This window comes from Longimicrobium sp., from assembly GCA_036389795.1.
Taxonomy (GTDB): Bacteria; Gemmatimonadota; Gemmatimonadetes; order Longimicrobiales; family Longimicrobiaceae; genus Longimicrobium.
Map to the genome: position 1 here is coordinate 15,468 of DASVWD010000115.1, position 20,030 is coordinate 35,497.

26 protein-coding genes are annotated in these 20,030 nt (G+C 74.5%); 20 read left to right on the forward strand and 6 right to left on the reverse strand.

The window, feature by feature from the left end; genetic code table 11:
- Window positions 1-42: 42 nt before the first annotated feature.
- Complete coding sequence (locus VF746_15320; GenBank protein ID HEX8693791.1) at window positions 43-657, reverse strand: TetR/AcrR family transcriptional regulator; 615 nt, start codon at window positions 655-657, stop codon at window positions 43-45.
- A gap of 173 nt (window positions 658-830) precedes the next feature.
- Here VF746_15320 and VF746_15325 point away from each other — a divergent pair, with 173 nt between their 5' ends.
- From VF746_15325 to VF746_15335, 3 genes are all read left to right on the forward strand, one after another.
- Entirely contained in the window at window positions 831-1,262 is a 432-nt protein-coding gene (locus VF746_15325; protein HEX8693792.1) for a peptidylprolyl isomerase, read from the forward strand.
- A 241-nt stretch (window positions 1,263-1,503) separates the two neighbouring features.
- Window positions 1,504-1,950, forward strand: a complete 447-nt coding sequence (locus VF746_15330; GenBank protein HEX8693793.1) for a DUF3592 domain-containing protein — start codon at window positions 1,504-1,506, stop codon at window positions 1,948-1,950.
- A gap of 72 nt (window positions 1,951-2,022) precedes the next feature.
- Window positions 2,023-2,244, forward strand: a complete 222-nt coding sequence (locus VF746_15335; protein HEX8693794.1) for a DUF433 domain-containing protein — start codon at window positions 2,023-2,025, stop codon at window positions 2,242-2,244.
- 36 nt (window positions 2,245-2,280) lie between these two features.
- Here VF746_15335 and VF746_15340 read toward each other — a convergent pair whose 3' ends face one another.
- Entirely contained in the window at window positions 2,281-2,733 is a 453-nt protein-coding gene (locus VF746_15340) for a PilZ domain-containing protein (GenBank protein ID HEX8693795.1), read from the reverse strand.
- Window positions 2,734-2,877: 144 nt separating this feature from the next.
- On the opposite strand from VF746_15340, the gene VF746_15345 reads away from it, so the two are divergent.
- Complete coding sequence (locus VF746_15345) at window positions 2,878-4,074, forward strand: AI-2E family transporter (protein HEX8693796.1); 1,197 nt, start codon at window positions 2,878-2,880, stop codon at window positions 4,072-4,074.
- 119 nt (window positions 4,075-4,193) lie between these two features.
- On the opposite strand, the gene VF746_15350 is transcribed toward VF746_15345, so the two are convergent.
- Together VF746_15350 and VF746_15355 are read right to left on the reverse strand one after the other, a co-directional pair.
- Window positions 4,194-4,379, reverse strand: a complete 186-nt coding sequence (locus VF746_15350) for a hypothetical protein (GenBank protein ID HEX8693797.1) — start codon at window positions 4,377-4,379, stop codon at window positions 4,194-4,196.
- A gap of 285 nt (window positions 4,380-4,664) precedes the next feature.
- Window positions 4,665-4,871, reverse strand: coding sequence for a hypothetical protein (locus tag VF746_15355; GenBank protein ID HEX8693798.1), 207 nt, complete (start codon window positions 4,869-4,871; stop codon window positions 4,665-4,667).
- 165 nt (window positions 4,872-5,036) lie between these two features.
- Between VF746_15355 and VF746_15360 the strand changes: the two genes are divergently transcribed.
- From VF746_15360 to VF746_15415, 12 genes are all read left to right on the forward strand, one after another.
- Window positions 5,037-5,417: a transmembrane 220 family protein gene (locus tag VF746_15360; GenBank protein ID HEX8693799.1), complete on the forward strand. Its 381-nt coding sequence runs from the start codon at window positions 5,037-5,039 to the stop codon at window positions 5,415-5,417.
- A gap of 164 nt (window positions 5,418-5,581) precedes the next feature.
- Window positions 5,582-6,865, forward strand: coding sequence for a hypothetical protein (locus tag VF746_15365; GenBank protein HEX8693800.1), 1,284 nt, complete (start codon window positions 5,582-5,584; stop codon window positions 6,863-6,865).
- Between the two features lie 113 nt (window positions 6,866-6,978).
- Window positions 6,979-7,770, forward strand: a complete 792-nt coding sequence (gene amrB / locus VF746_15370) for an AmmeMemoRadiSam system protein B (protein ID HEX8693801.1) — start codon at window positions 6,979-6,981, stop codon at window positions 7,768-7,770.
- Between the two features lie 80 nt (window positions 7,771-7,850).
- On the forward strand, window positions 7,851-8,375 hold the full coding sequence (locus tag VF746_15375) for a DinB family protein (GenBank protein HEX8693802.1): 525 nt from the start codon (window positions 7,851-7,853) through the stop codon (window positions 8,373-8,375).
- 124 nt (window positions 8,376-8,499) lie between these two features.
- Complete coding sequence (locus VF746_15380; GenBank protein ID HEX8693803.1) at window positions 8,500-9,081, forward strand: hypothetical protein; 582 nt, start codon at window positions 8,500-8,502, stop codon at window positions 9,079-9,081.
- Window positions 9,082-9,158: 77 nt separating this feature from the next.
- Window positions 9,159-9,359, forward strand: a complete 201-nt coding sequence (locus tag VF746_15385; GenBank protein ID HEX8693804.1) for a hypothetical protein — start codon at window positions 9,159-9,161, stop codon at window positions 9,357-9,359.
- A gap of 83 nt (window positions 9,360-9,442) precedes the next feature.
- Window positions 9,443-9,946 (forward strand): hypothetical protein, encoded by a 504-nt coding sequence (locus tag VF746_15390; GenBank protein HEX8693805.1) that lies wholly within the window; start codon window positions 9,443-9,445, stop codon window positions 9,944-9,946.
- Entirely contained in the window at window positions 9,943-10,374 is a 432-nt protein-coding gene (locus tag VF746_15395; GenBank protein ID HEX8693806.1) for a VOC family protein, read from the forward strand. The genes VF746_15390 and VF746_15395 overlap by 4 nt, the downstream gene beginning before the upstream one ends.
- Before the next feature lie 330 nt (window positions 10,375-10,704).
- On the forward strand, window positions 10,705-11,868 hold the full coding sequence (locus VF746_15400; protein ID HEX8693807.1) for an FAD-dependent oxidoreductase: 1,164 nt from the start codon (window positions 10,705-10,707) through the stop codon (window positions 11,866-11,868).
- Window positions 11,869-11,882: 14 nt separating this feature from the next.
- Complete coding sequence (locus VF746_15405) at window positions 11,883-12,323, forward strand: hypothetical protein (GenBank protein HEX8693808.1); 441 nt, start codon at window positions 11,883-11,885, stop codon at window positions 12,321-12,323.
- Window positions 12,324-12,468: 145 nt separating this feature from the next.
- On the forward strand, window positions 12,469-12,903 hold the full coding sequence (locus tag VF746_15410; GenBank protein HEX8693809.1) for a hypothetical protein: 435 nt from the start codon (window positions 12,469-12,471) through the stop codon (window positions 12,901-12,903).
- Between the two features lie 203 nt (window positions 12,904-13,106).
- Window positions 13,107-13,409, forward strand: a complete 303-nt coding sequence (locus VF746_15415) for a putative quinol monooxygenase (GenBank protein ID HEX8693810.1) — start codon at window positions 13,107-13,109, stop codon at window positions 13,407-13,409.
- An 82-nt stretch (window positions 13,410-13,491) separates the two neighbouring features.
- On the opposite strand, the gene VF746_15420 is transcribed toward VF746_15415, so the two are convergent.
- Together VF746_15420 and VF746_15425 are read right to left on the reverse strand one after the other, a co-directional pair.
- Window positions 13,492-14,865, reverse strand: a complete 1,374-nt coding sequence (locus tag VF746_15420) for an MFS transporter (protein ID HEX8693811.1) — start codon at window positions 14,863-14,865, stop codon at window positions 13,492-13,494.
- A 104-nt stretch (window positions 14,866-14,969) separates the two neighbouring features.
- Window positions 14,970-15,824: a neutral zinc metallopeptidase gene (locus VF746_15425; GenBank protein HEX8693812.1), complete on the reverse strand. Its 855-nt coding sequence runs from the start codon at window positions 15,822-15,824 to the stop codon at window positions 14,970-14,972.
- Window positions 15,825-16,135: 311 nt separating this feature from the next.
- Here VF746_15425 and VF746_15430 point away from each other — a divergent pair, with 311 nt between their 5' ends.
- The 4 genes from VF746_15430 to VF746_15445 all read left to right on the forward strand — a co-directional run bounded on the left by VF746_15430 (window position 16,136) and on the right by VF746_15445 (window position 20,016).
- The gene (locus tag VF746_15430) at window positions 16,136-16,747 is read left to right on the forward strand and encodes a GNAT family N-acetyltransferase (protein ID HEX8693813.1); all 612 of its coding nucleotides are present in this window, start codon (window positions 16,136-16,138) and stop codon (window positions 16,745-16,747) included.
- Window positions 16,748-16,752: 5 nt separating this feature from the next.
- Complete coding sequence (locus tag VF746_15435) at window positions 16,753-17,496, forward strand: 3-keto-5-aminohexanoate cleavage protein (GenBank protein ID HEX8693814.1); 744 nt, start codon at window positions 16,753-16,755, stop codon at window positions 17,494-17,496.
- A gap of 5 nt (window positions 17,497-17,501) precedes the next feature.
- On the forward strand, window positions 17,502-18,284 hold the full coding sequence (locus tag VF746_15440) for a hypothetical protein (GenBank protein HEX8693815.1): 783 nt from the start codon (window positions 17,502-17,504) through the stop codon (window positions 18,282-18,284).
- Window positions 18,285-18,507: 223 nt separating this feature from the next.
- A complete protein-coding gene (locus VF746_15445) occupies window positions 18,508-20,016 on the forward strand; it encodes a pyridoxal-dependent decarboxylase (GenBank protein ID HEX8693816.1) in 1,509 nt (502 codons plus the stop codon).
- Window positions 20,017-20,030 lie beyond the last annotated feature (14 nt).

The following is a 20,030-nucleotide window of genomic DNA, read 5'->3' on the forward strand; positions in this document are numbered from 1 at the left end:
GCGTGCACCCGCACGGCCGGGCCCGTCGCCGCGTGTGAACGGTCAGCCCGGCGGCGCGAGCCCGCGCAGGACGGCGTCGACCACTCCGCGCGTGAGCCGCTCGTCCACGGGGCCGCCGGTGAGCAGGTAGCGGTAGAAGAGCGCGCCGCCCAGCAGGTCGATCGCGAGCTCCAGGTCCAGCCCCCGGCGGAGCTCGCCGCGCGCCTGCCCCCGCTCCAGCACGCGCCGGACGGCCTCGCGCCAGGTGGCGACGAAGCCGGTGCGGACGGCCTCGGCGATCGGCGCACTGCGCGCCATGGCCGCCACCAGGCCCGAGAGGAGCATCGCGCTGGCCGGGTCCTGGTACATCCGCACCGCCGAGCGCAGCAGGAGCAGCAGGTCGCCCTCGGCGGTGCCGGAGTCGGGAACGGGGATCGCGCGCACGATCCGCCCGACGGCCTCCACCACCAGCGCCTCCTTCGACGCCCAGCGGCGGTACACGGTGGCCTTGCCGACCCCCGCCCGCGCGGCGATGGCGTCCATCGCCACCGCGTCGTAGCCCACCTCGCGGATCAGCGCCACGGCGGCCTCCAGGATGGCGCCGTGCGCCTCCTCGCTCCTCGGCCGCCCGGGGCGGCGGCTTTCCGCGGCGCGTGATACGATACGATCTCGTTCCATAATCCCCAATCTACCGGCCCGATTTCCGGAACGCAACAGTATCGAAAACAGGCTGGGCGGATCACGCAGGCCACCCCCCTGGCCGGGGGATCGGCGGCATTCTTGCAGCCCCCGGCCCCCGCCACCTCCGCGCGCGGCGGGGGAGCCGTCAACGCACGATGGGAGGGAAGAGCATGGCCGAAGCGAGGGCCGGTGACACGGTGCGCGTCCACTACACGGGCACGCTGGGCGACGGGAGCGTGTTCGACAGCTCGCAGGGACGGGAGCCGCTGGAGTTCACGGTGGGCGCGGGCCAGGTGATCCCGGGCTTCGACGAGGCCGTCACCGGGATGCAGCCGGGCGAGGAGAAGCGGGTCACCATCCCCGCCGACGACGCGTACGGTCAGCGGCGGCCGGAGATGGTCGGCACCGTGCGCCGCGAGCAGTTCCCCCCGGACATCCAGCCCGCCGTGGGCCAGCAGCTGCAGATGAGCCAGCAGGGCCACACCTTCGTCGTCACCGTCACCGAGGTCTCGGGCGACGAGGTGACGCTGGACGCCAACCACCCCCTGGCCGGCGAAGACCTGACCTTCCAGCTCGAGCTGGTGGAGATCGTCGACCGGTAGAGGGCCCGTCCCGGCACCGCGCTCCGAAGTCCCTCCCCCGGCGGCCCGGGGGAGGGACTTCGGCGTTTGGTCGGCACCCGCTTTGGGCGTGACGCGGCGGGCTTGTGTCCGTCCCCGCGGCGATAGATCTTCCAGGCGTTTCCCATCACGCTCCCGACCCAGCTCACCCGCCCGCCGCCGGGCTTCCCGGCCGCCCCGGGCACTCCCTTCCATCCCACCCGATCCGGTTCCCGCGCCGACCATGAGCACGCTCGAACGAGTCGTTCCCGGCACCGTGGGCCTGCTCGTCTGCGGGGCGCCGACGGCGTACCTGCTGTGGCTGTGCTGGGCGGCGCTCGCGAGCCGCCGCTGGCCCACGGCGCCGGGGCGCGTCACCCGCTCGGTGGTGGTCGCCGGCCACCGGCACCAGGCGCGCTACGACGTGCGCTACGAGTACACGGTGGGCGGGCGTGCGTACACCGGCGGGCGCGTGCGCTTCGGCGGGGCGCTGAACATGAACCGCGGGGACGCGCTGCGGACCACGACGGTCTATCCCGCTGGCCGCCCGGTGCAGGTGCGCCACCACCCGCGCCGGCCGCGGGTGTCGACGCTGGAGAGCCGCGTCTCGGCCGCCGTGTGGGTGTGGCTCGCGCTGGGCCTGTTCATGACCAGCGCCATCGCCGGCGCGCTGCTCGGCTGGTGGGAGTAGAGGGCTCGCGCGTCCCCTCGGAAAGTCGGTGCCGAGGTGCGGCACGCCTTGCCGTGCGCCGGATCGGCCGGCATGGACTACATGCAGCGAATCCACCTCGATCCCGAGATCCGCAGCGGCAAGCCCGTCATCAAGGGCACCCGGATCACCGTCTACGACATCCTGGAATACCTGGCCTCCGGGATGTCGCACGAGGAAATCCTCGCTGATTTCCCTGATCTCGCCGCGGAAGACATCCGCGCCGCGCTCCTCTTCGCGGCCGACCGGGAGCGCCGGCTGTTCTCCATCCCGTAAGGAATTCCTGCGGCGGGGGGATAACCGCGCGCCCGTTCACGTCGTGGGGAAGCGGCCGGCGTACTTGCCGATCCACTCCGCAGCCGCCTCCTGCGCGGTGAGCACCCGCCCCTCGCGCTCCTCCACTTCCTTCCGGTAGCGCTCGATCGAGCACACCTGCTCCACCATCCGGGCGCGGAACGCGTCGCTGGAGTCCAGGAACTGGGCGCCGATGCAGTAGCGGCCTCCCTCGGGAGTGGACCACACCACGCGGGCGTTCGCCTCGAAGGGAGGCTCCACCTCGGTGATCCGGATGCCGACCGTGCTCCCGGGCTCGAGGTCGCAGTCGGAGGTGAACGAGAGGCCGCCCACGCTCACGTTCACGCTCTGCTGCGTGCGGGCGGGGCTCCCGGGGACCGCGCGCACCTCGATCGGCACGCCGGCCGTGTGGCGGATGAACGCGCGGCGGGGATTGACGCGGGAGTCTGCCGCCGCGAGGCCGTCGGACACCGGATCTGCTCCTGCGGTGGGGGAGAAGGCGCTGCGACGGCGCGCGGAGAGGCAAGGCGCGGGCCGTCCACGCGCACCGGGCGCAACTCGTGCAAAGGCCCGGCTGTCGTCCCGCACGAGGCAGGCACCCGCGAGCACGCAGCCATGGACGCGAACTCCCCCCGCGACGAATCGGTCCTGGAGCCCCACGTCGACCCTTCGCGGCAGGCGGAGCCCGTGGAGCCCGGCGCGCCGCGGCCGGACCTGGCCAGGACCGGCGAGGCCATCGAGAGCCCGCGCGGCCGCTCGCTCGGCCTCACCACGCTCACCGTGCTCGCCCTGCTGTACACGCTCTACTTCGCGCGCCCCTTCCTCCTGCCGATCGTGGTGGCGCTCCTGCTCAGCTTCCTGTTCAGCCCGGTGGTGCGGGCGCTGGCGCGGCTGCACATCCGGCCGCCGCTCGGGGCCGGGCTGGTGGTCCTGGCGCTCCTGGGCGGGCTGGGGCTCGGCGTGTACGAGCTCGCGGGGCCGGTGCAGCACTGGGCCGCCGACGCGCCCGAGACGCTTTCCACGGCCCAGGGGAAGCTCCGCCGCCTGCTCCGCCCGATCGAGCGCGCCAGCCGCACCGCCGAGCAGGTGCAGGGCGCGGTGGGCGGGCCCGAGGAGGCGCCCGAGGTGGTGGTCCGGCAGCCGAGCCTGGTCTCGCGCGTGTTCGGCACCACGCAGCGGCTCGTGGCCGGGGTGCTCGAGGTGGTGATCCTCCTCTACTTCCTCCTGGCCGTGGGCGACCTGTTCCTGCAGAAGCTGATCAAGGTGCTCCCGAGCTTCCGCGACAAGCAGCTGGCGGTGGAGATCGCGCGGAAGACGGAGGCCTCCATCTCCACCTACCTCCTGACCGTGGCGGCCGTGAACGTGGGCGAGGGGCTGGTGGTGGCGCTGGCGATGTACCTGCTGGGGATGCCGAGCCCGCTGCTCTGGGGCGCGCTGGTGGTGCTGCTGGAGTTCATCCCCTACCTGGGGGCGCTCGTCATGACCGTGATCCTCACCGTGGCCGCCCTCACCGTGTTCGACAGCGTGGGCCGGGCGCTGCTGGTGCCGGGCGCGTTCCTGGCCATCAACCTGGTGCAGGGGAACTTCGTGAGCCCCATGCTCATGGGCCACCGCCTGTCGCTGAACCCGGTGGCGCTGCTGGTGGGGCTGGCCTTCTGGTTCTGGATCTGGGGGATCCCCGGCGCCTTCATCGCCGTGCCGCTCCTGGCCACCTTCAAGATCTTCTGCGACCACATCGAGTCGCTCGCGGCGGTGGGCGAGTTCCTGGGGATGCGCGACGAGGGCGAGCGGCGCGCGACCGTGCGCTCGTGACGGGCGACGCTCGTCTCACGAAAGCACGGAGGACACGGAGGACTCGCACCGCGAAGTCCTCCGTGTCCTCCCTAGTCGTACGCACGCGGCGGCAGGCCGCCCCCGGCGCGGAGCCGTCCTCAGGCGCCGTCGTCGTCCAGGTCCGGGGTCTCGTCCGACGCCTCGGGCGCGGAGTCCACGTCGCCCTCGCCCGCGTGCGCCCCCTCTTTGCGCAGCCTCTTCCGCTCGGCCTTCTCCTCCTGCTTGGCCTTGCGCTGCATCTCCTTCTGCCGCTTCTCGAAGCCGTAGTTCGGCTTTCTGGCCATGCTCCCTCCGTCTCTCGCGGGTGGTCCGCCCCGGCTCCCGGGAGCCGTGCCGGATCAGCCCCGTGAATGCAAAACCCCGCCGGCTTGCGGCCGTGGGGCACCTTCCTTCGCTCTGCCGCTTCCCCGGTCGTGCCCGGAGCTCGCGGAACTTCGTCGGGGCCGCCGGGCGGCGGGTCTGCCGACACGGGGCCCGGCCGGGAGCTCGACGGCCGAACCCCCGTCCGCCACGCGCTCCCGCGCCCGCTCCGAGGACGGCGAAGCCCGGCCGCGAGGCCGGGCTTCACCTCAGTTCGCCGTGCTCGGCCCGGGAGCGTCCTGTCCGCCGCGAGCGGCTTCCGCGCGGGCGGCGGCGCCGTCGCGCTCTCCCTGCTCACGCGACTGCCGGGTGTACTCGTCCTGGAAAGGGAAGAGGAGGCGCTCCCAGAGGCTGCGGGACTTGCCGTCGCGAGCGCGCTCGAACGCTTCCTTGTACACCAGCTTGTTGCCGCCCATGGTACCTCCCGGGCAATGAGGAATCTTTCCGGTGTCCTCCAATATAGCACGGCGCTGTCGCTTCCGCCCGCTTTCTGTTCCCGCGGTGCTCCTGCCACACGAGCGCGCCCGCCGTATCTTGTCGTTCTCCACCCGCGGCGATTCCTCTCCCAGCGCTCCCGGGCGATGCGCGCCTTCCGTCTCATCAACCTGCCGATGGCCGCGCTCTTCGTCTTCGCGGCGGCCGTGCAGTACAACGACCCCGACCCGCTGCGCTGGATGGCGCTCTACCTGGCGGCCGCCGCGGCGTGCGGGCTGGCCGCGGCCGGGCGCCTGCCGCGCTGGCTGCCCGCCGCCGTGGGCCTGGCCGCGCTCGCGTGGGCGGCCGCGCTGGCGCCGGGCGTGTGGGGCCGCGTGCGCCCGGGCGACCTCTTCGCGGAGTGGGAGATGGCGAACACCGCGGTCGAGGAGGCGCGGGAGACGGGCGGGCTGCTGATCGTCGCCGCGTGGATGCTGGTGCTGGCGGTCGTCCCGCGCGGATGGCGGCGCGCGGACTCCCCGGCGTGAGCGGCGTCCGGCGAGGCCGAATCGAGATCGTTGCTCCCTCCCGCGCCCGGACGCATCATGCATCGGCGCGTCCGCGGTCCCGCCCGCCGCGCCACGACGGCCGATCCTCCGCCTCCGCTTCCTCCACCGGGTCCTCCCGGTCCTCACCCCTGGAAACCGATCCAATGGCCGACACGCTCATCGTCGTCAGCGACCTGCACCTGGGGCGCGGCACCAACCAGGACGACTTCCGCCAGGAGACCGGCGCCTTCCGCGACGAGGAGTTCCTGGACTTCTGCCGGGGCGTGGCGGGCGAGGCGCGCGACTCCCGCGTGACGCTGGTGCTGAACGGCGACGTGATCGACTTCTGGGAGATCGCGGCCGACGAGGAGCTGGCGGGCGCCGACCCGGTGGCCGCGATCCGCGGGAACCTGGTGTTCCCCGCCGCGACGGCCGAGGCGCGGCGCAGGGCGACCGACTTCTGCGGGTGGCAGCTGGAGCAGGCGCTGGAGAAGCACCGCGGCTTCACGGCCGGCCTGCGCGAGGTGCTGGGGGAGGGCCGCGCTCGCGTGGTGTACCTCTTCGGCAACCACGACCACGCGATGGTGAACCCCGCGCTGCAGGACCACCTGCGCGAGCTGCTGGAGGACGGCGCGGGCGGCGGGCTGGCGGAGCCCGGGCGGCTGGACTTCGGCTTCTTCCACGAAGACCGGGAGCTGAAGGCCTACGTGGAGCACGGCAACCAGTTCGCCGGCGCCGAGTCGTCGTTCGCGGACCCGGAGGACTGGACGCGCGAGGCGCCGGGCTACTACCCGCTCCGCTTCGCGTGGAACCGCTACCAGGAGAAGTTCGACGTGGTGCAGCCCACCGTGGTCGACAAGCTGGGCTTCCTGGTGGGGCTCGTCCGCAGGCGGCTGGAGGGGAGGACGCGCTTCACCATGCAGTGCTTCATCGACTACTTCCGCGCCTGCGACGAGGGGCTGGTGCCGGAGATGGTGCGCAACTTCGAGATCGACGTCATCCACGGCTGCTGGGAGAGCGAGGGGAAGCCGGCGACCGTGGACGACTTCCTGGTGCAGAAGGCGGGCGAGGAGCTGGCGAAGCAGGGCGTCCCCGCGCTCGCGGAGCTGACGCCCGGGGCCGGCTTCGGGCCCGCGCCCCGGGCCCGGCGCGGCTGGCCGGGCGAGGACGTGCACCCGGCCGCCCGCTGGGACGGCTACACGGAGGGGCTGATCCGCCGCTTCACCCGCGACGCGGCGGCGCCGTTCCCGAAGCTCGACCGCGGCGCGCACGTCCGGACGTTCCTGGGCCACACCCACCAGCCGCGGATGCAGCCGCTCTTCCAGGACCAGGGGATCAGCGTGCAGCGCTACTTCAACGTGGGCACCTGGACGCGGGAGCTGCGGTTCGCGCACTTCGGCTTCGTGAAGGGGCGGGACCACGACGGCCAGCTGAAGGAGCTGCGGTAGAATCGGCGCGGCGGCGGGACCCTCTCCCTGGCGCCTGACGCGCCTGTCCCTCCCCCGAACTCCAGCGAACTCCAGGGGAGGGACTTCGGCGCGGCAGCGAGGAGGGTGGACGGATGAGCTTCGTGCGCCCGCCGGCGGTGGCCGGCACCTTCTATCCCGCCGAGCCGGCGGCGCTGCGGCGGACGGTCGCCGCGCTCCTGGCCGAGGCGCCTGCGGTCGGTCCCGCGCCGAAGGCGGTGGTGGCGCCGCACGCGGGCTACCCGTACTCCGGGCCGGTGGCGGCCTCGGCGTTCGCGCGGGCGGCGGCGGCGCGCGAGGTCGTCCGGCGCGTGGTGCTGCTGGGGCCGGCGCACCACGTCCCCTTCCGCGGCGTGGCGGCGAGCGGGGCGGCGGCCTTCGACACGCCGCTCGGGCGCGTGCGGGTGGACGCGGAGGGCGTGCGCGAGGCGCTCGGCGTGGCGGGCGTGCGGCTCTTCGACGCGGCGCACGCGCCGGAGCACTCGCTGGAGACGCACCTCCCCTTCCTCCAGGCCGTCCTGGGCGACTTCGCCGTCGTCCCGCTGGTGGTGGGCGACGCGGCGCCGGAGGAGGTGCGGCGGGTGCTGGACGCGCTCTGGGGCGGCGCGGAGACCTTCGTCAGCGTCAGCAGCGACCTGAGCCACTTCCTGGACTACGCCACGGCGCGGCGCGTGGACGCGGACACCTGCCGCGCGGTGGAGGCGCTCGAGGCCCAGGCGGTCGGGCCGGAGCGCGCGTGCGGACGCATCCCCCTCTGCGGCCTCCTCCTCGCCGCGCGCGGGCGGGGGATGCGCGTGGAGACGCTGGACCTGCGCAGCTCCGGCGACACGGCGGGCCCGGCGGACCGCGTGGTCGGCTACGGCGCGTGGGCGTTCTTCGAGCCGTGACCGGGTTGCGGAGCGGCGCCGGGCGGCCGACCTTGAAGGCCGGGCAGCGCCCGCATCCACCTTTCGACCCGGCGAGCCGCATGGACACCACCACCGCCCCGCCCCCGGTCCGGCAGCTGGCCCTCGGCGACCTGGAGCGCGAGATGAAGCAGACCCGCCGCGTGCTCGAGCGCGTCCCCGACGAGCACTGGGACTGGAAGCCGCACCAGAAGTCGATGAGCCTGGGTCACCTGGCGGCGCACGTGGCCAACCTGCCGCGCTGGCAGGCGACGGTGCTGGCGAGCGACTTCTTCGACGTGGCCACCGTCCCGCCGCCGGACTACGCCGCCGCGCCCAAAACCCGGGACGAGCTGCTGCGGCGGTTTGACGAGAACGCGGCCGCCATGCAGGCCGCGCTCGACGCCGCGGGCGACGAAGCGCTGCTGCGCACCTGGGAGCTGCGCCAGGGCGAGCACGTGATCACGAGCCTGTCTCGCGCGGCCGCCATCCGCACCCTGGGGATCAGCCACATCATCCACCACCGCGCCCAGCTCACCGTGTACCTGCGGCAGCTCGACGTGCCGGTGCCGGGGCTGTACGGGCCGTCGGCGGACGAGAGCTTCTGACGACGAGTGCGAGGTGCGAGGTGCGAAACCGCGTAAGTGCCTGTCACGTAAAGGCGGGCCGGACGGCGGGGCCGCCCCCGGCCTCGACCCGATCTCGAACCACCGCAGGGTGAGGCGGGGACGCATGCAGGAAGATCCTTCGTTCAGGGAGACGCCGCGCGGCACGCAGCCGGAGGCGCCGCGCGGGTGGGGGTCGCCGGAGGCGCCGCACGCTCCGCCGCTGGGGACGCCGTGGGGACAGCCGCTGCAGGGGCCGTACGGCGCGCGGCAGCCGTTCGCCCCCCGGCCCGACCTGGTGAGCCGCGACCTGGAGCACCTGCGGCTGCTCTCCATCTTCCACTACGTGCTGGCGGGGATCACGGCGCTCTTCGCCTGCTTCCCGCTGATCCACGTGGCGTTCGGGGTGGGGATGCTGCTCTCGCCGGACGTCTTCGCCGACGGCGACCCCGCGGCGGGGTTCATGGGGTGGATGTTCCTGGTGATGGGCGGCGCGTTCGTGCTGGGCGGCTGGGCGATGGCGTTCGCCACCTTCAAGGCCGGGCAGTACCTCAAGCGGCGCGAGCGCCACACCTTCTGCATGGTGGTGGCGGCGCTGATGTGCCTGAACGTGCCGCTCGGCACGGTGCTGGGCGTGTTCACGCTGGTGACGCTGACGCGCGACTCCGTCCGCGCGCTCTTCCCGGGCCCGGCGCGGCCCGCGGCCTGACCGACGCTTCCGCGGCGCCCGCCGCCCGCGCCCCGCGCGCGGGCGGCGGCTCCTCTTTCTCCCGGACCCGAGAGACGATGGCGACCAGGCTCGACAAGCCGCTCAAGCGCGACGTGGAGGTCGCGGGGACGACGTACACGTTGACGATCGACCCCGCGGGCCTCAAGCTGGTGAAGAAGGGGAAGCGCAAGGGGATCGACCTCTCCTGGGAGTCGATCGTGGGCGGCGACGCGGCGCTGGCCGCGGGGCTGCGCGCCTCGCTGGACGCCCCCGACTGAGCGGGTCCGCCCCCCGCGCGGCCGCCTGCCCCCACCTCCCTCCCCCGCCCAGGCGGGTCACCCCTCCAGCCGAGGAGGAAGCGATGATGCGCCCGCCGGCATGGAAGCTCTCGACCGCGGCCCCCGCCCTCCTGCTCGCCGCCTGCGCCTCCACGGGCTCCGGCGACCGGACGCCGCCGGCCGACCCGCCCGACGTCTCCGCCGGCAGCTGGGCCGCCGTGGACTCGGCGCAGGGCGTGGTGATGCTCCTGGCGTCGTCCACCCTGCGCGCGTCCGGCGACGGCCGGCACACCGTGTGGACCAAGAGCGTGTACCAGGGGACCGCCGCGCTGGCGGCGGCCGGAGAGCGGGCGCCGCTGCACGCGCTGCTGGTGCTGTGGGAGGTGGACTGCGCCCGGCGGCGCGCGCGGCAGGTGCGCAGCGAGGCGTTCAGCGCCACGGGCGCGCACCTGGACACCTCGCACGGCGCGGGGACGCCGGCCGGCGCCTGGGCCTCGCACTGGTTCCAGGTGGGGGCGAGCGCCGCGGCGCTGCGCGACGCCTGCGCCCTGGCGAGCGCCGCGCGCGCCGTCGCCGTGCGGACGTGACGGGCGAGGCGCCGATGGGCGGGGGCGTGCGGATCGTGGGGCTCGACCACGTGCAGGTCGCCATGCCGGCGGGGGGCGAGGCGGCGGCGCGCGCGTTCTACGGCGGGGTGCTGGGGATGCGCGAGGTGCCGAAGCCCGCGCCGCTCGGCGCGCGCGGCGGGTGCTGGTTCGAGGCGGCGGGCGTGGGCGTGCACCTGGGCGTGGAGGCCGGCTTCCGCCCCGCGGCGAAGGCGCACCCGGCGTTCCGCGTGGCCGACCTGGAGGCGTGCCGCGCCGCCCTGGCCGCCGCGGGCGCCACCGTGGTCCCCGACGACTCGCTGCCGGGCGTGCGCCGCCTCTACGCCTTCGACCCCTTCGGCAACCGGCTGGAGCTGATCCAGGCGGACGACGAGCTCCCGGCGGAGGGCGGCTCGGCCGAGGCCGGCTGAAGCCGCGACGCCGCGGCAACAACGGCGGAAAGCCTCGCCAACCTCGCGAGGCTTCCTCCACGCGAACCCTCGCGTGAGGGATGCGCGCCCGGAGGGCCGGGACACGGGCGCGCCGGGGGTTTGGCGCGAACGTGGCCCGGCGCGGTTGGGCAACGTGGTTTGTTGCCCTACCGCGCGCGCAGCCCGGCCCGGAGCGCAGCGGAGGGACACGCCCGAACCGCAGTGCGTTAGTGCTTAGTGCGTTAGTGCGTTAGTGGGCTCTCGCACCCTCGCATCCCACTAAAGCACTAAGGACTAAGCACTAAATCACTCGCACTTCGCACTTCGCACTTGAAAACCGCGGACGTGGTGGTGATCGGCGGCGGGGTGGTGGGCGCGAGCGTGGCCTGGCACCTGGCCGCGCGCGGGTGCTCCGACGTGCTGGTGCTGGAGCGCGCCGCGAAGCCGGGGCTCGGTAGCACGGGGCGGGCCACCGGCGGCTTCCGCGCGCAGTTCGGCTCGGAGGTCAACGTCCGCCTCTCGCTCCTGGCCCGCGAGAAGCTGCTGCGCTTCGGCGACGAGGTGGGCGCGGACCCGGGCTACCGCCCGCACGGCTACCTCTTCCTCGCCGACCGGCCGGAGACGCTGGAGCTCCTCCGCGCGCTCCAGGCGACGCAGCGGCGCGCCGGGCTGCACGAGGTGCGCTGCGTGGACGCGGCCGAGGCGCGCGAGATCAACCCCGCGGTCAGGGACGACGGGCTGCTGGGGGGCGTCTTCTGCCCCACGGACGGCTTCATCCGGCCGCTGCAGATCCTGCGCGGCTACGCGGCGGGCGCGCGGCGGCTGGGCGCGCGCTTCGAGCACGGCGCGGCGGTCGTGGGGATGCGCAGGGACGGGGACGGGCGGGTCGCCGCGGTGCGCACGCAGCGCGGAGAGGTGGCGGCGGGCGCGGTGGTGGACGCGGCGGGCGCCTGGGCGGGCGAGGTGGCGCGGATGGCGGGGGTGGACGTCCCCGTGCGCCCGCTGCGGCGGCAGGTGGCGCTCACGCGGCCGTTCGCTATCCTGCCGGAGGAGATGCCGCTCACCGTCTTCGTCGACTCGGGGCTCCAGCTGCGCGTGCGCGACGGCCGCGTGCTCCTGCTGTGGGGCGACGGCCCGCCCACGGCCGACCCGTTCGACACCACGTTCGACCCGGGCTGGCTCCCCACGGTCCTGCGCCACGCGCACCGCGACGTCCCCTGCCTGCGCGAGGCGGGCATCGACCCGGAGGAGTGCTGGGCGGGGCTCTACGAGATGTCGCCCGACCGGCACGCGCTGCTGGGCCGCGCGCCCGGTGTGGAGAACCTGTTCCTCGCCAACGGCTCCTCCGGCCACGGGGTGATGCACTCCCCCGCCCTCGGCCACCTCCTGGCCGAGATCATCCTCGACGGCCGCGCCACCACGCTCGACGTGCACGCGCTGCGCCCCGAGCGCTTCGCCGAGGGCCGGCCGATCGAGGCGACGGAGATCCTGTGAGCGAGGGTGAGCCCATGATGCGCTTCGTCCTGGCGGGACTGGTGCTCGCGTCGGCCGGCTGCGCGGCGGCGTCCGCGAGGCCGACGTGGGCGGAGCCGGTCACCGACGGCATCCGGATGGGAGCCCACGGTGACCGGGTGTTCCACTTCAACCGTGATTGGCAGGTCGGGAACTGCTCCATACGTGGCGGATCTCACGTCACGCTGAAACACGGCGGAAGGGTCGTCACCATGCTCGCGCTGTCGAACCCGCATCGTGACAGCCGGCTGCGGTACGGCATCACCTTCCTCGCGGCTGACGGAAGCCCCCTGGGCCACCTTCCCTACCCCGGCGGCGGGCTCTACGTGGCGGACCTCGAGGCACGGTACCCGAACGTGATGCGGGCCTGGACCGGCAACCTCCCGCCGGAGGTGTTTGAGCAGGTCGCCCGGGTGCTCCTGCACGCGAGCTGCTGACCGGCACCGTTCTCCTGCCAGCCGCTCCCGGCCGGCGGCTCAGAGCTCGACCCGCGCGCCCAGCTCGACGACGCGATTGGGCGGGAGGCAGAAGAACGAGGTCACCGAACGAGGCGACGGAGATCCTGTGAGCGGGGGTGAGCCCATGATGCGCTTCGTCCTGGCGGTGCTGGTGCTCGCGTCGGCCGGCTGCGCGACCACGGCCTGGGAATGGGTGGAACCGGTTGCCGTCGAGATGGCGCCGGGGGTCAAGAACGACAGGTTGTTCATCCCCCGTTGGGATTGGAAAGGCGAAAACTGCTCCATGAGTGGAGGATCCCACGTCACGCTGAAACGCGGAGGAAGGGTCGTCACGATGCTCACGCTGTCGAACCCGCATCGCGACGCCCGGCTGCGGTACGGCGTCACCTTTCTGGCAGCCGACGGGAGCCCTCTGGGCCACCTTCCCTATCCCGGTGGCGGAGTCTACGTGGCAAAACTCCGTGCACGGTATCCGAACGTAATCCTGGCCTCGGATGTCGCCGTCTCGCCGGAGGTGTTCGAGCGAGCGGCACGGGTGCTCCTGCACGTGAGCTGCTGACCGGCACCAGTCCTCCGGTGGGTCGCGCGCCGGACCGCTCGTTCCGGCGGCACCTTCTCCGGACCCTGATCGCAGGGCCTTGCACGCACGAATAGCTTGCGGCGATGAACCTGACGCGACGCGAGTTCGTCTTCACGGCGGGCGCGGCCGCCGTGGCCACGATCGGGGTACCCTTCCGGGCCGCTCCGCGGGGAGGACGACCGATGTACGGACTGATCGGCAGGATGAAGGCGGTGCCGGGCCGGCGGGACGCCCTGGTGGCGATCCTGCTCGAGGGCACCGGGGAGATGCCCGGCTGCCTGAGCTACGTGGTCGCGACCGACCCCTCCGACGCGGACGTGGTCTGGATCACCGAAGTCTGGGAAAGCCAGGCCGCCCACCAGGCGTCGCTGTCCCTCCCGGCCGTGCGGGAGGCGATCGGGAAGGGCCGGCCGCTGATCGCCGGCTTCGACCAGCACGTGGTCACCACGCCCGTCGGCGGATACGGCCTGCAGCCGGCGGCCTGACGCTGAGGAGGGCTCCGCACGGCGGAGGGTTGCCGCCTGCGCCTCCGCCAGGCGGCGGGCGCTGGACCTCGCGGTCCGCCGGTTACGCCGGGCTGGCGGCGCCGGCGAGCCGGGTCTCCTCTTCGGCCAGCGTCTCGGACAGGTGGCGGCCGCGCAGCTCGGGGAGGAGGAGCGCGCCGGCGATCGCCACGCCGAAGAACGCGGCCAGGGTGCCAAAGACGGCGGGGATGCCGCCCCGCGCCAGGAGCGGCGGCACGGCCAGCGGCGCCAGGATCGAGGCGATGCGCCCGAAGCCGGCCGCCCACCCCGCGCCCGTGGCCCGGAGCGTCGTCGGATACACCTCCGGCGTGGCCGCGTAGAGCGCCCCCCACGCGCCCAGGTTGAAGAAGGAGAGCAGCATCCCCGCCCCCAGGATCGCCCCCGGCGAGGCCGCCAGCGCGAAGAGCACGGCCGCGAGCGCGGAGCCCGCGAGGAAGGTCGCGAGCGTCGGCCGCCGCCCCCAGCGCTCGATCAGCCAGGCGGAAACGGCGTAGCCCGGGAGCTGCGCCAGCGTCATCCACAGGGTGAACTCGAACGAGCGCACCAGGGTGAAGCCGCGCTCCACCAGCAGCGTGGGAAGCCAGATGAAGGCGCCGTAGTAGGCGAAGTTGATCCCGAACCACGCCAGCCACAGCCCCGCCGTCCGCCGCCGCATCGCCCTTCTCCAGAGCCCCGCCAGCCCCGCCCTCGCCTCGCCGGCCGAGCCCGCGCCGGCATCCGCGGCCGCGTCCGCCGCGGCGGGGGGCGCGATCCCCGCCTGGGCCTCGAAGCGGCGCACCACCGCCTCGGCCTCGGCGCCGCGCCCCTGGCGCTCCAGGTAGCGCACCGACTCGGGGACGGTGCGGCGCACCACGGCGCTCCACGCGGCGGGGACGGCGCCCAGCACGAACGCCCAGCGCCAGCCGGCGTCGGAGAGGGGGATCACGAAGTAGCCGACCAGCGCCGCCAGGATCCACCCCACCGCCCAGAACGCCTCCAGCAGCACCACCACCCGCCCGCGGATGCGCGCCGGGGCGAACTCGCTCACCAGCGTGGAGGCCACGGGCAGCTCGGCGCCCAGCCCCAGCCCGATCAGGAGGCGGAAGACCAGGAGCGAGGCCACGCTCCACGAGAGCGCCGCCGCCCCCGTCGCCAGCCCGTACAGGAAGAGCGTGGCCGCGAACACCGCCCGCCGCCCGATGCGGTCCGCCAGGCTCCCGCCGACGCTCGCGCCGATCGCCATCCCCACGAAGCCCACCGCGCCGATCCACGCCAGCGTCCCGGGCGAGAGGTCCCACTGCTTCGCCAGCGCGGCCATCACGAAGGAGATGAGCCCCACGTCCATCGCGTCCAGCGCCCAGCCGACGCCCGCCACGCCGAGCAGGCGGCGGTGCAGCGGGGTGAAGGGAAGCCGGTCGAGGCGGTCGGAGCGGGTCACGGGCGGAGAGTGCGTGAGCGCGTGAGTGCGTGAGTGCGTGAGTGCGAAAGTGGGGCGCCCCCGGGCTCGGGTCCGGGGGCGCCCCCTGCGAGGTCAGGCCGCGCTCACAGCGACGGGGCGTTGAAGGTGTCGCACTGGTCCATCGAGCCGGTCTGGAAGCCGCGCTGGAACCAGCGCACGCGCTGCTCGGAGCTGCCGTGCGTGAAGCTCTCGGGGACCACGTAGCCCTGCGAGCGGCTCTGCAGCCGGTCGTCGCCGATGGCGCTGGCGGCGGTGAGCGCCTCCTCCACGTCGCCGGGCTCCAGGATCGCCTCGCCCTGCTGCGTGCGCTGGCGGTTGACGTGGTAGCCCCACACGCCCGCGAAGCAGTCGGCCTGCAGCTCCAGCATCACCGAGAGCTGGTTGGCTTCCTCCTCGCTGCGGGCCGACTGCTGCGCGGCGTGCACCCGGTCCGAGAGCCCCAGCAGGTTCTGCACGTGGTGCCCCACCTCGTGCGCGATCACGTACGCCTGCGCGAAGTCGCCGGGCGCGCCGAGCTGCTGCTGCAGGTCGCGGTAGAAGCTCAGGTCGATGTAGACGCTGGCGTTGCGCGGGCAGTAGAACGGCCCCACCTGGGCCTGCGCGAAGCCGCACCCCGACTGCGTGGAGCCCGAGAAGAGCTCCAGCTGGGCCGGCTGGTACGGGCGGCCGACCTGCTGCGGGAAGACGGCGCCCCAGACGTCTTCGGTGCTGCCCAGGATCGCCGCGACGAACTGGGCTCCCTGGTCGTTGGCGGGCGCGCCCTGCGGAGCGGGCTGCTGCCCTCCCCCGCCGCCCGGCGCCACCGTGCCCGGATCGACGCCCAGGAGCATGGCCACCAGCGCCAGCAGCACGGCGCCGACCCCGCCGCCCACCGCCATGCCCCCCATCCCCCGCCGATCCGAGACGTTCGTGCTCCTGCGAAGGCCTCCCCAGCGCATCGCGATCTCCCGAAACAGGTTGCGGCCCGGGCGCCTCCCGGGGCCGCGGCGCCCTCCTCTCCCGCAAGGGGAGTGCTAGACGCGCCCGGGGTCCGCCCGAGCCTTGTTGGCGGCCCGCGGCGGCGGTATACGTGAAGCGCGCGGGGCGGCCTTGGGATCCGATCGGTGATCCCGTAGGGGCGAGGCCTGCCTCGACCGGCGGATGCCGGCCCATGCGCGGCAGGCAGCCATTTGCGCCGAAGCCGGGTGTGCCCGGACTCGCAGGCTCGCCCCCACGACCACGAACGCTATCGAGTCACCATCCCGAAACGATGTCCACTGCCGAGACGACGCTCGACCTCGCCTTCCATCCGCTGACGCCGGAGCGCTGGGCGGACCTGGAGGAGCTCTTCGGGGCGCGCGGGGCGTGCGGCGGGTGCTGGTGCATGTGGTGGCGGCTCCCCCGCTCGCAGTACACGGAGCAGAAGGGCGAGGGGAACCGGCGGGCGCTGCGGGCGCTGGTCGACTCGGGGCGCGTCCCCGGCATCCTGGCGTACGCGGACGGGCGGCCGGTGGGCTGGTGCGCGGTGGAGCCGCGCGAGGCGTACCCGGCGCTGGAGCGCTCGCGCAACCTGCGGCGGGTGGACGACGAGCCGGTGTGGTCGGTGACGTGCTTCTTCGTCGCCCGCGGCTGGCGCCGGCGCGGGGTGACGGCGCGCCTGCTGCGGGCCGCGGTCGAGCACGTGCGCGCGCGGGGCGGCCGCGTGGTCGAGGGCTACCCCGTGGAGCCGCGCAGGGACGGCGTCCCCGGCGCCTTTGCCTGGACGGGGTTCGCCTCCGCCTTCCGGCGGGCCGGCTTCGTGGAGGCGGCCCGCCGCTCCGACTCGCGCCCGGTCATGCGCTGCGTGATCGAGCCGCGCGACCGACCTCCCGGGACGACGTGACGACGATGCTGATCCAGGCCGCGCTGAACGGGGGCCGCTCCCCGCGCGAGCACCCCGCGCTCCCCGTCACCCCCCAGCAGCTCGCGGGCGACGCGGCGGCGTGCGCCGGGGCGGGCGCGGGGGCGGTGCACCTGCACGTGCGCGGCGCCGACGGGCGCGAGAGCCTGGCCGCCGAAGACGTGGCCCGCACCCTCGCCGCCATCCGCGAGCGCGCGCCGGGGCTGCCGGTGGGCGTGAGCACCGGGGCGTGGATCGTGACGGACCCGGAGGAGCGGCTGCGGCTGGTCGGCGCCTGGGAGGCGCTCCCCGACTACGCCTCGGTGAACGTGCGCGAGGCGGGCGCCGTGGCGCTGATGGAGCTGCTCCTGGCCCGCGGGATCGGCGTCGAGGCGGGGGTGTGGACGGCGGAAGACGCGGAGCTGCTGGCCGAGAGCGGGCTGGCGGAGCGCTGCCTGCGCGTGATGCTGGAGCCGATGGACGGGGAGTCCGACGCCGCGCTGCGGAACGTCGGACGCATCGCCACCGCGCTCGACTCGGCCGGCATCCGCGCGCCCCGCCTGCTGCACGGCGTGAACGCCACCGCCTGGCCGGTGCTCCGTACCGCGCTGGAGCTGGGCTGGGACACGCGGATCGGGCTGGAGGACGCGCTCCTTCTCCCCGACGGCACCCCCGCCCCCGGCAACGCCGCCCTGGTCGCCGCCGCCGTCCGCCTGGCGTCGGAGTCCTCGAACGACGGCCGTCGAGGGTGACGCCGATGTCCCGCCCCCGCCCGCTCCCCCTCCTCGTCCTCCTCGCCGCCCTCGCCGCGGCGGCGGCGGCCGCCGCGCGCCCGCTGTCCGCGTGCAGCATCATCGGCCCGACGGTGGTGCGCACGCCGAGCCAGACGCTGCTGATGGTGGTGCCCATGGCGGAGTCGGTCTACGTGGGGCGCGCGGGGCGGCTGGAGGGCGTGCGCCTGCGCGACTGGCTCCACCCGCGCGACTTCGCCCGGAAGAGCGGCGCGTGGCAGCGCGTCTACGGGCAGCGCGTGCGCGTGCTGCGGGCGACGTGGAGCCTCGGCCGGGGATTCGGGGAGCGCCTCCGGGGCGGCGGGAGCGAGGCGATCCTGGTGCCCTGGGAGCTGGGCGCGAACTGCGGCTCGGCGGCGTGGCGGCGGGGGGCGCTGTGGATGCGGCCCGGCGGGCGCGCCGTGCTGACCGCCGTGCTCCGCCCGCGCCCGGGGTGGATCGGCGGCGTGCCCACCTTCGACGCGCCGCGGATCTCGCGGGAGCCGTATCCCGTCGACCCCGCGTGGAGCTGGCTGGCCGGGTACGAGAAGGAGCCCCAGCGCCGCTGGCTGAACCTGGACGAGTACTGGTCGATGGCCGAGACCTTCCCCGTCCACTGGGACGAGCGGGTCGACTTCCGCTCCTTCGACCGCTGGGCGGAGCGCAACCCGGCGCTCGCGCGGCTCTTCCCCGCCCCGATGTTCCTCCGCGCCGCGCGGGACTTCCGGCTGCGCGAGGCCGAGCTGCGCCGGGCCGGCGTCCCCCCCTGAAGCTCTTCGCGGATCTGACCCTGCGAGCGGAGCTGGCTTCTCGACGCGATGCGCTCGTAGGGGCGAGCATGCGAGTCCGGGCATGGGCGGCGTCGGCGCAGGAGGCGGGCTTCCGCACACGCGCCGAGATCCGCCGGTCGAGGCATGCCTCGCCCCTGCGAATTACCTGATCCGAATCGCGAAGAGCATGAGCGGCCCGCGTCCACCCGCACGCCCGACCACGATGGCCACTCCCGGCGACGACGCCCCCGCGGCCGCCCTCGACTTCTCCCCCGAGGAGCGCGCGCGCTGGGAGTGGCCCGCCGACGAGGTCCGCCGCGTCGGCCACCAGGTGGTGGAGTTGATCGCCGCGCATCTGTCGTCGCTCCCCGGGCGCCCCGTCTTCCGCCCCTTCCCCGCGGAGTTGGCGGAAGCGATGACCGCCCCGCAGTCCGCTCCGATCGAGGGAGCGGACCCGGCGTCGATCCTCGCCGAGTTCGCGGAAACGGTCGAGCCGTACCCGTTCGGCAACGGGCACCCGCGCTTCCACGGCTGGGTGAACTCGCCGCCCGCGGTGCTCGGCGTCTTCGCCGAGGCGCTGGCGGCGGCGATGAACCCCAGCGTCGCGGGCGGAAACCACGCGGCAGTGTTCGTCGAGCGGCAGGTGCTGGAGTGGCTGAAGGCGCTGGCCGCCTTCCCGCCGGAGAGCATGGGGCTGCTGGTGAGCGGCGGCTCCATGGCCACGCTCACGGCGCTGGCGGTCGCGCGCACCGCCGCCGCGCGCCGGGACGGCGTGGACGTGCGCGCGGCGGGCGTCGCCGGGCTGCCGCGGCCGCTCGCCGTCTACACCTCGCCCGAGGGGCACGCGGCCATCCGCAAGTCCGTGGAGCTGCTGGGGATCGGCAGCGAGCGCCTGCGCATCGTCGCCGCGGACGGGGAGCGGCGGATGCGGCCCGACGAGCTGGACCGCGCGCTCCGCCGCGACCTGGCGGACGGGCTGCGGCCGATGGCGGTGGTGGCCAGCGCGGGGAGCGCCGGCACGGGCGCCGTGGACCCGCTGGCCGAGCTCGCCGCCGTCTGCCGCGCGCACGGCGTCTGGCTGCACGTGGACGGCGCGTACGGGCTTCCCGCCATCCTCACGGAGCGCTGGCGGGCCGCGCTGGAGCCCGTGGCGCTGGCCGACAGCGTGGCGCTCGACCCGCACAAGTGGCTGTACGTCCCCGTCGAGGCGGGCGCCGTGCTGGTGCGCGACGCAGACGCCATGCGCGGCACCTTCTCCCTGGTCCCCGCCTACCTGCAGACCGACCCGGCCGTGGGCGGCGGGCCGTGGCTCAGCGAGTACGGCTTCGCGCAGACGCGCGGCTTCCGGGCGCTCAAGGTGTGGATGGCGCTCAAGCACCACGGCCTGGAGGGCTACCGGCGCGCCATCGCGCGCGACGTGGCCCTGGCGGAGCACCTGGCCGCGCGGGTCGAGGAGAGCCCCGAGCTGCAGCTCGCCTCGTGCAGCCTGAGCATCGTCTGCTTCCGCTACGCCCCGCCGGAGCTGGCGGCCGACCCCGAGCGGGCGGACGCGCTCAACCGCCGGCTGCTGCGCGAAGTCCAGCTCGGCGGCGAGGCGTTCCTCACCAGCACGGCGGCCAGCGGCCGCTACGTGCTGCGCGCCTGCATCATCAACCCTCGCGCCACCCGCGAGGGCGTCGAGGCGCTCGTGCGGCTGGTGGAACGGACCGGGCGGCGGCTGATGGAAGGATGAGCGGGATCTGATAC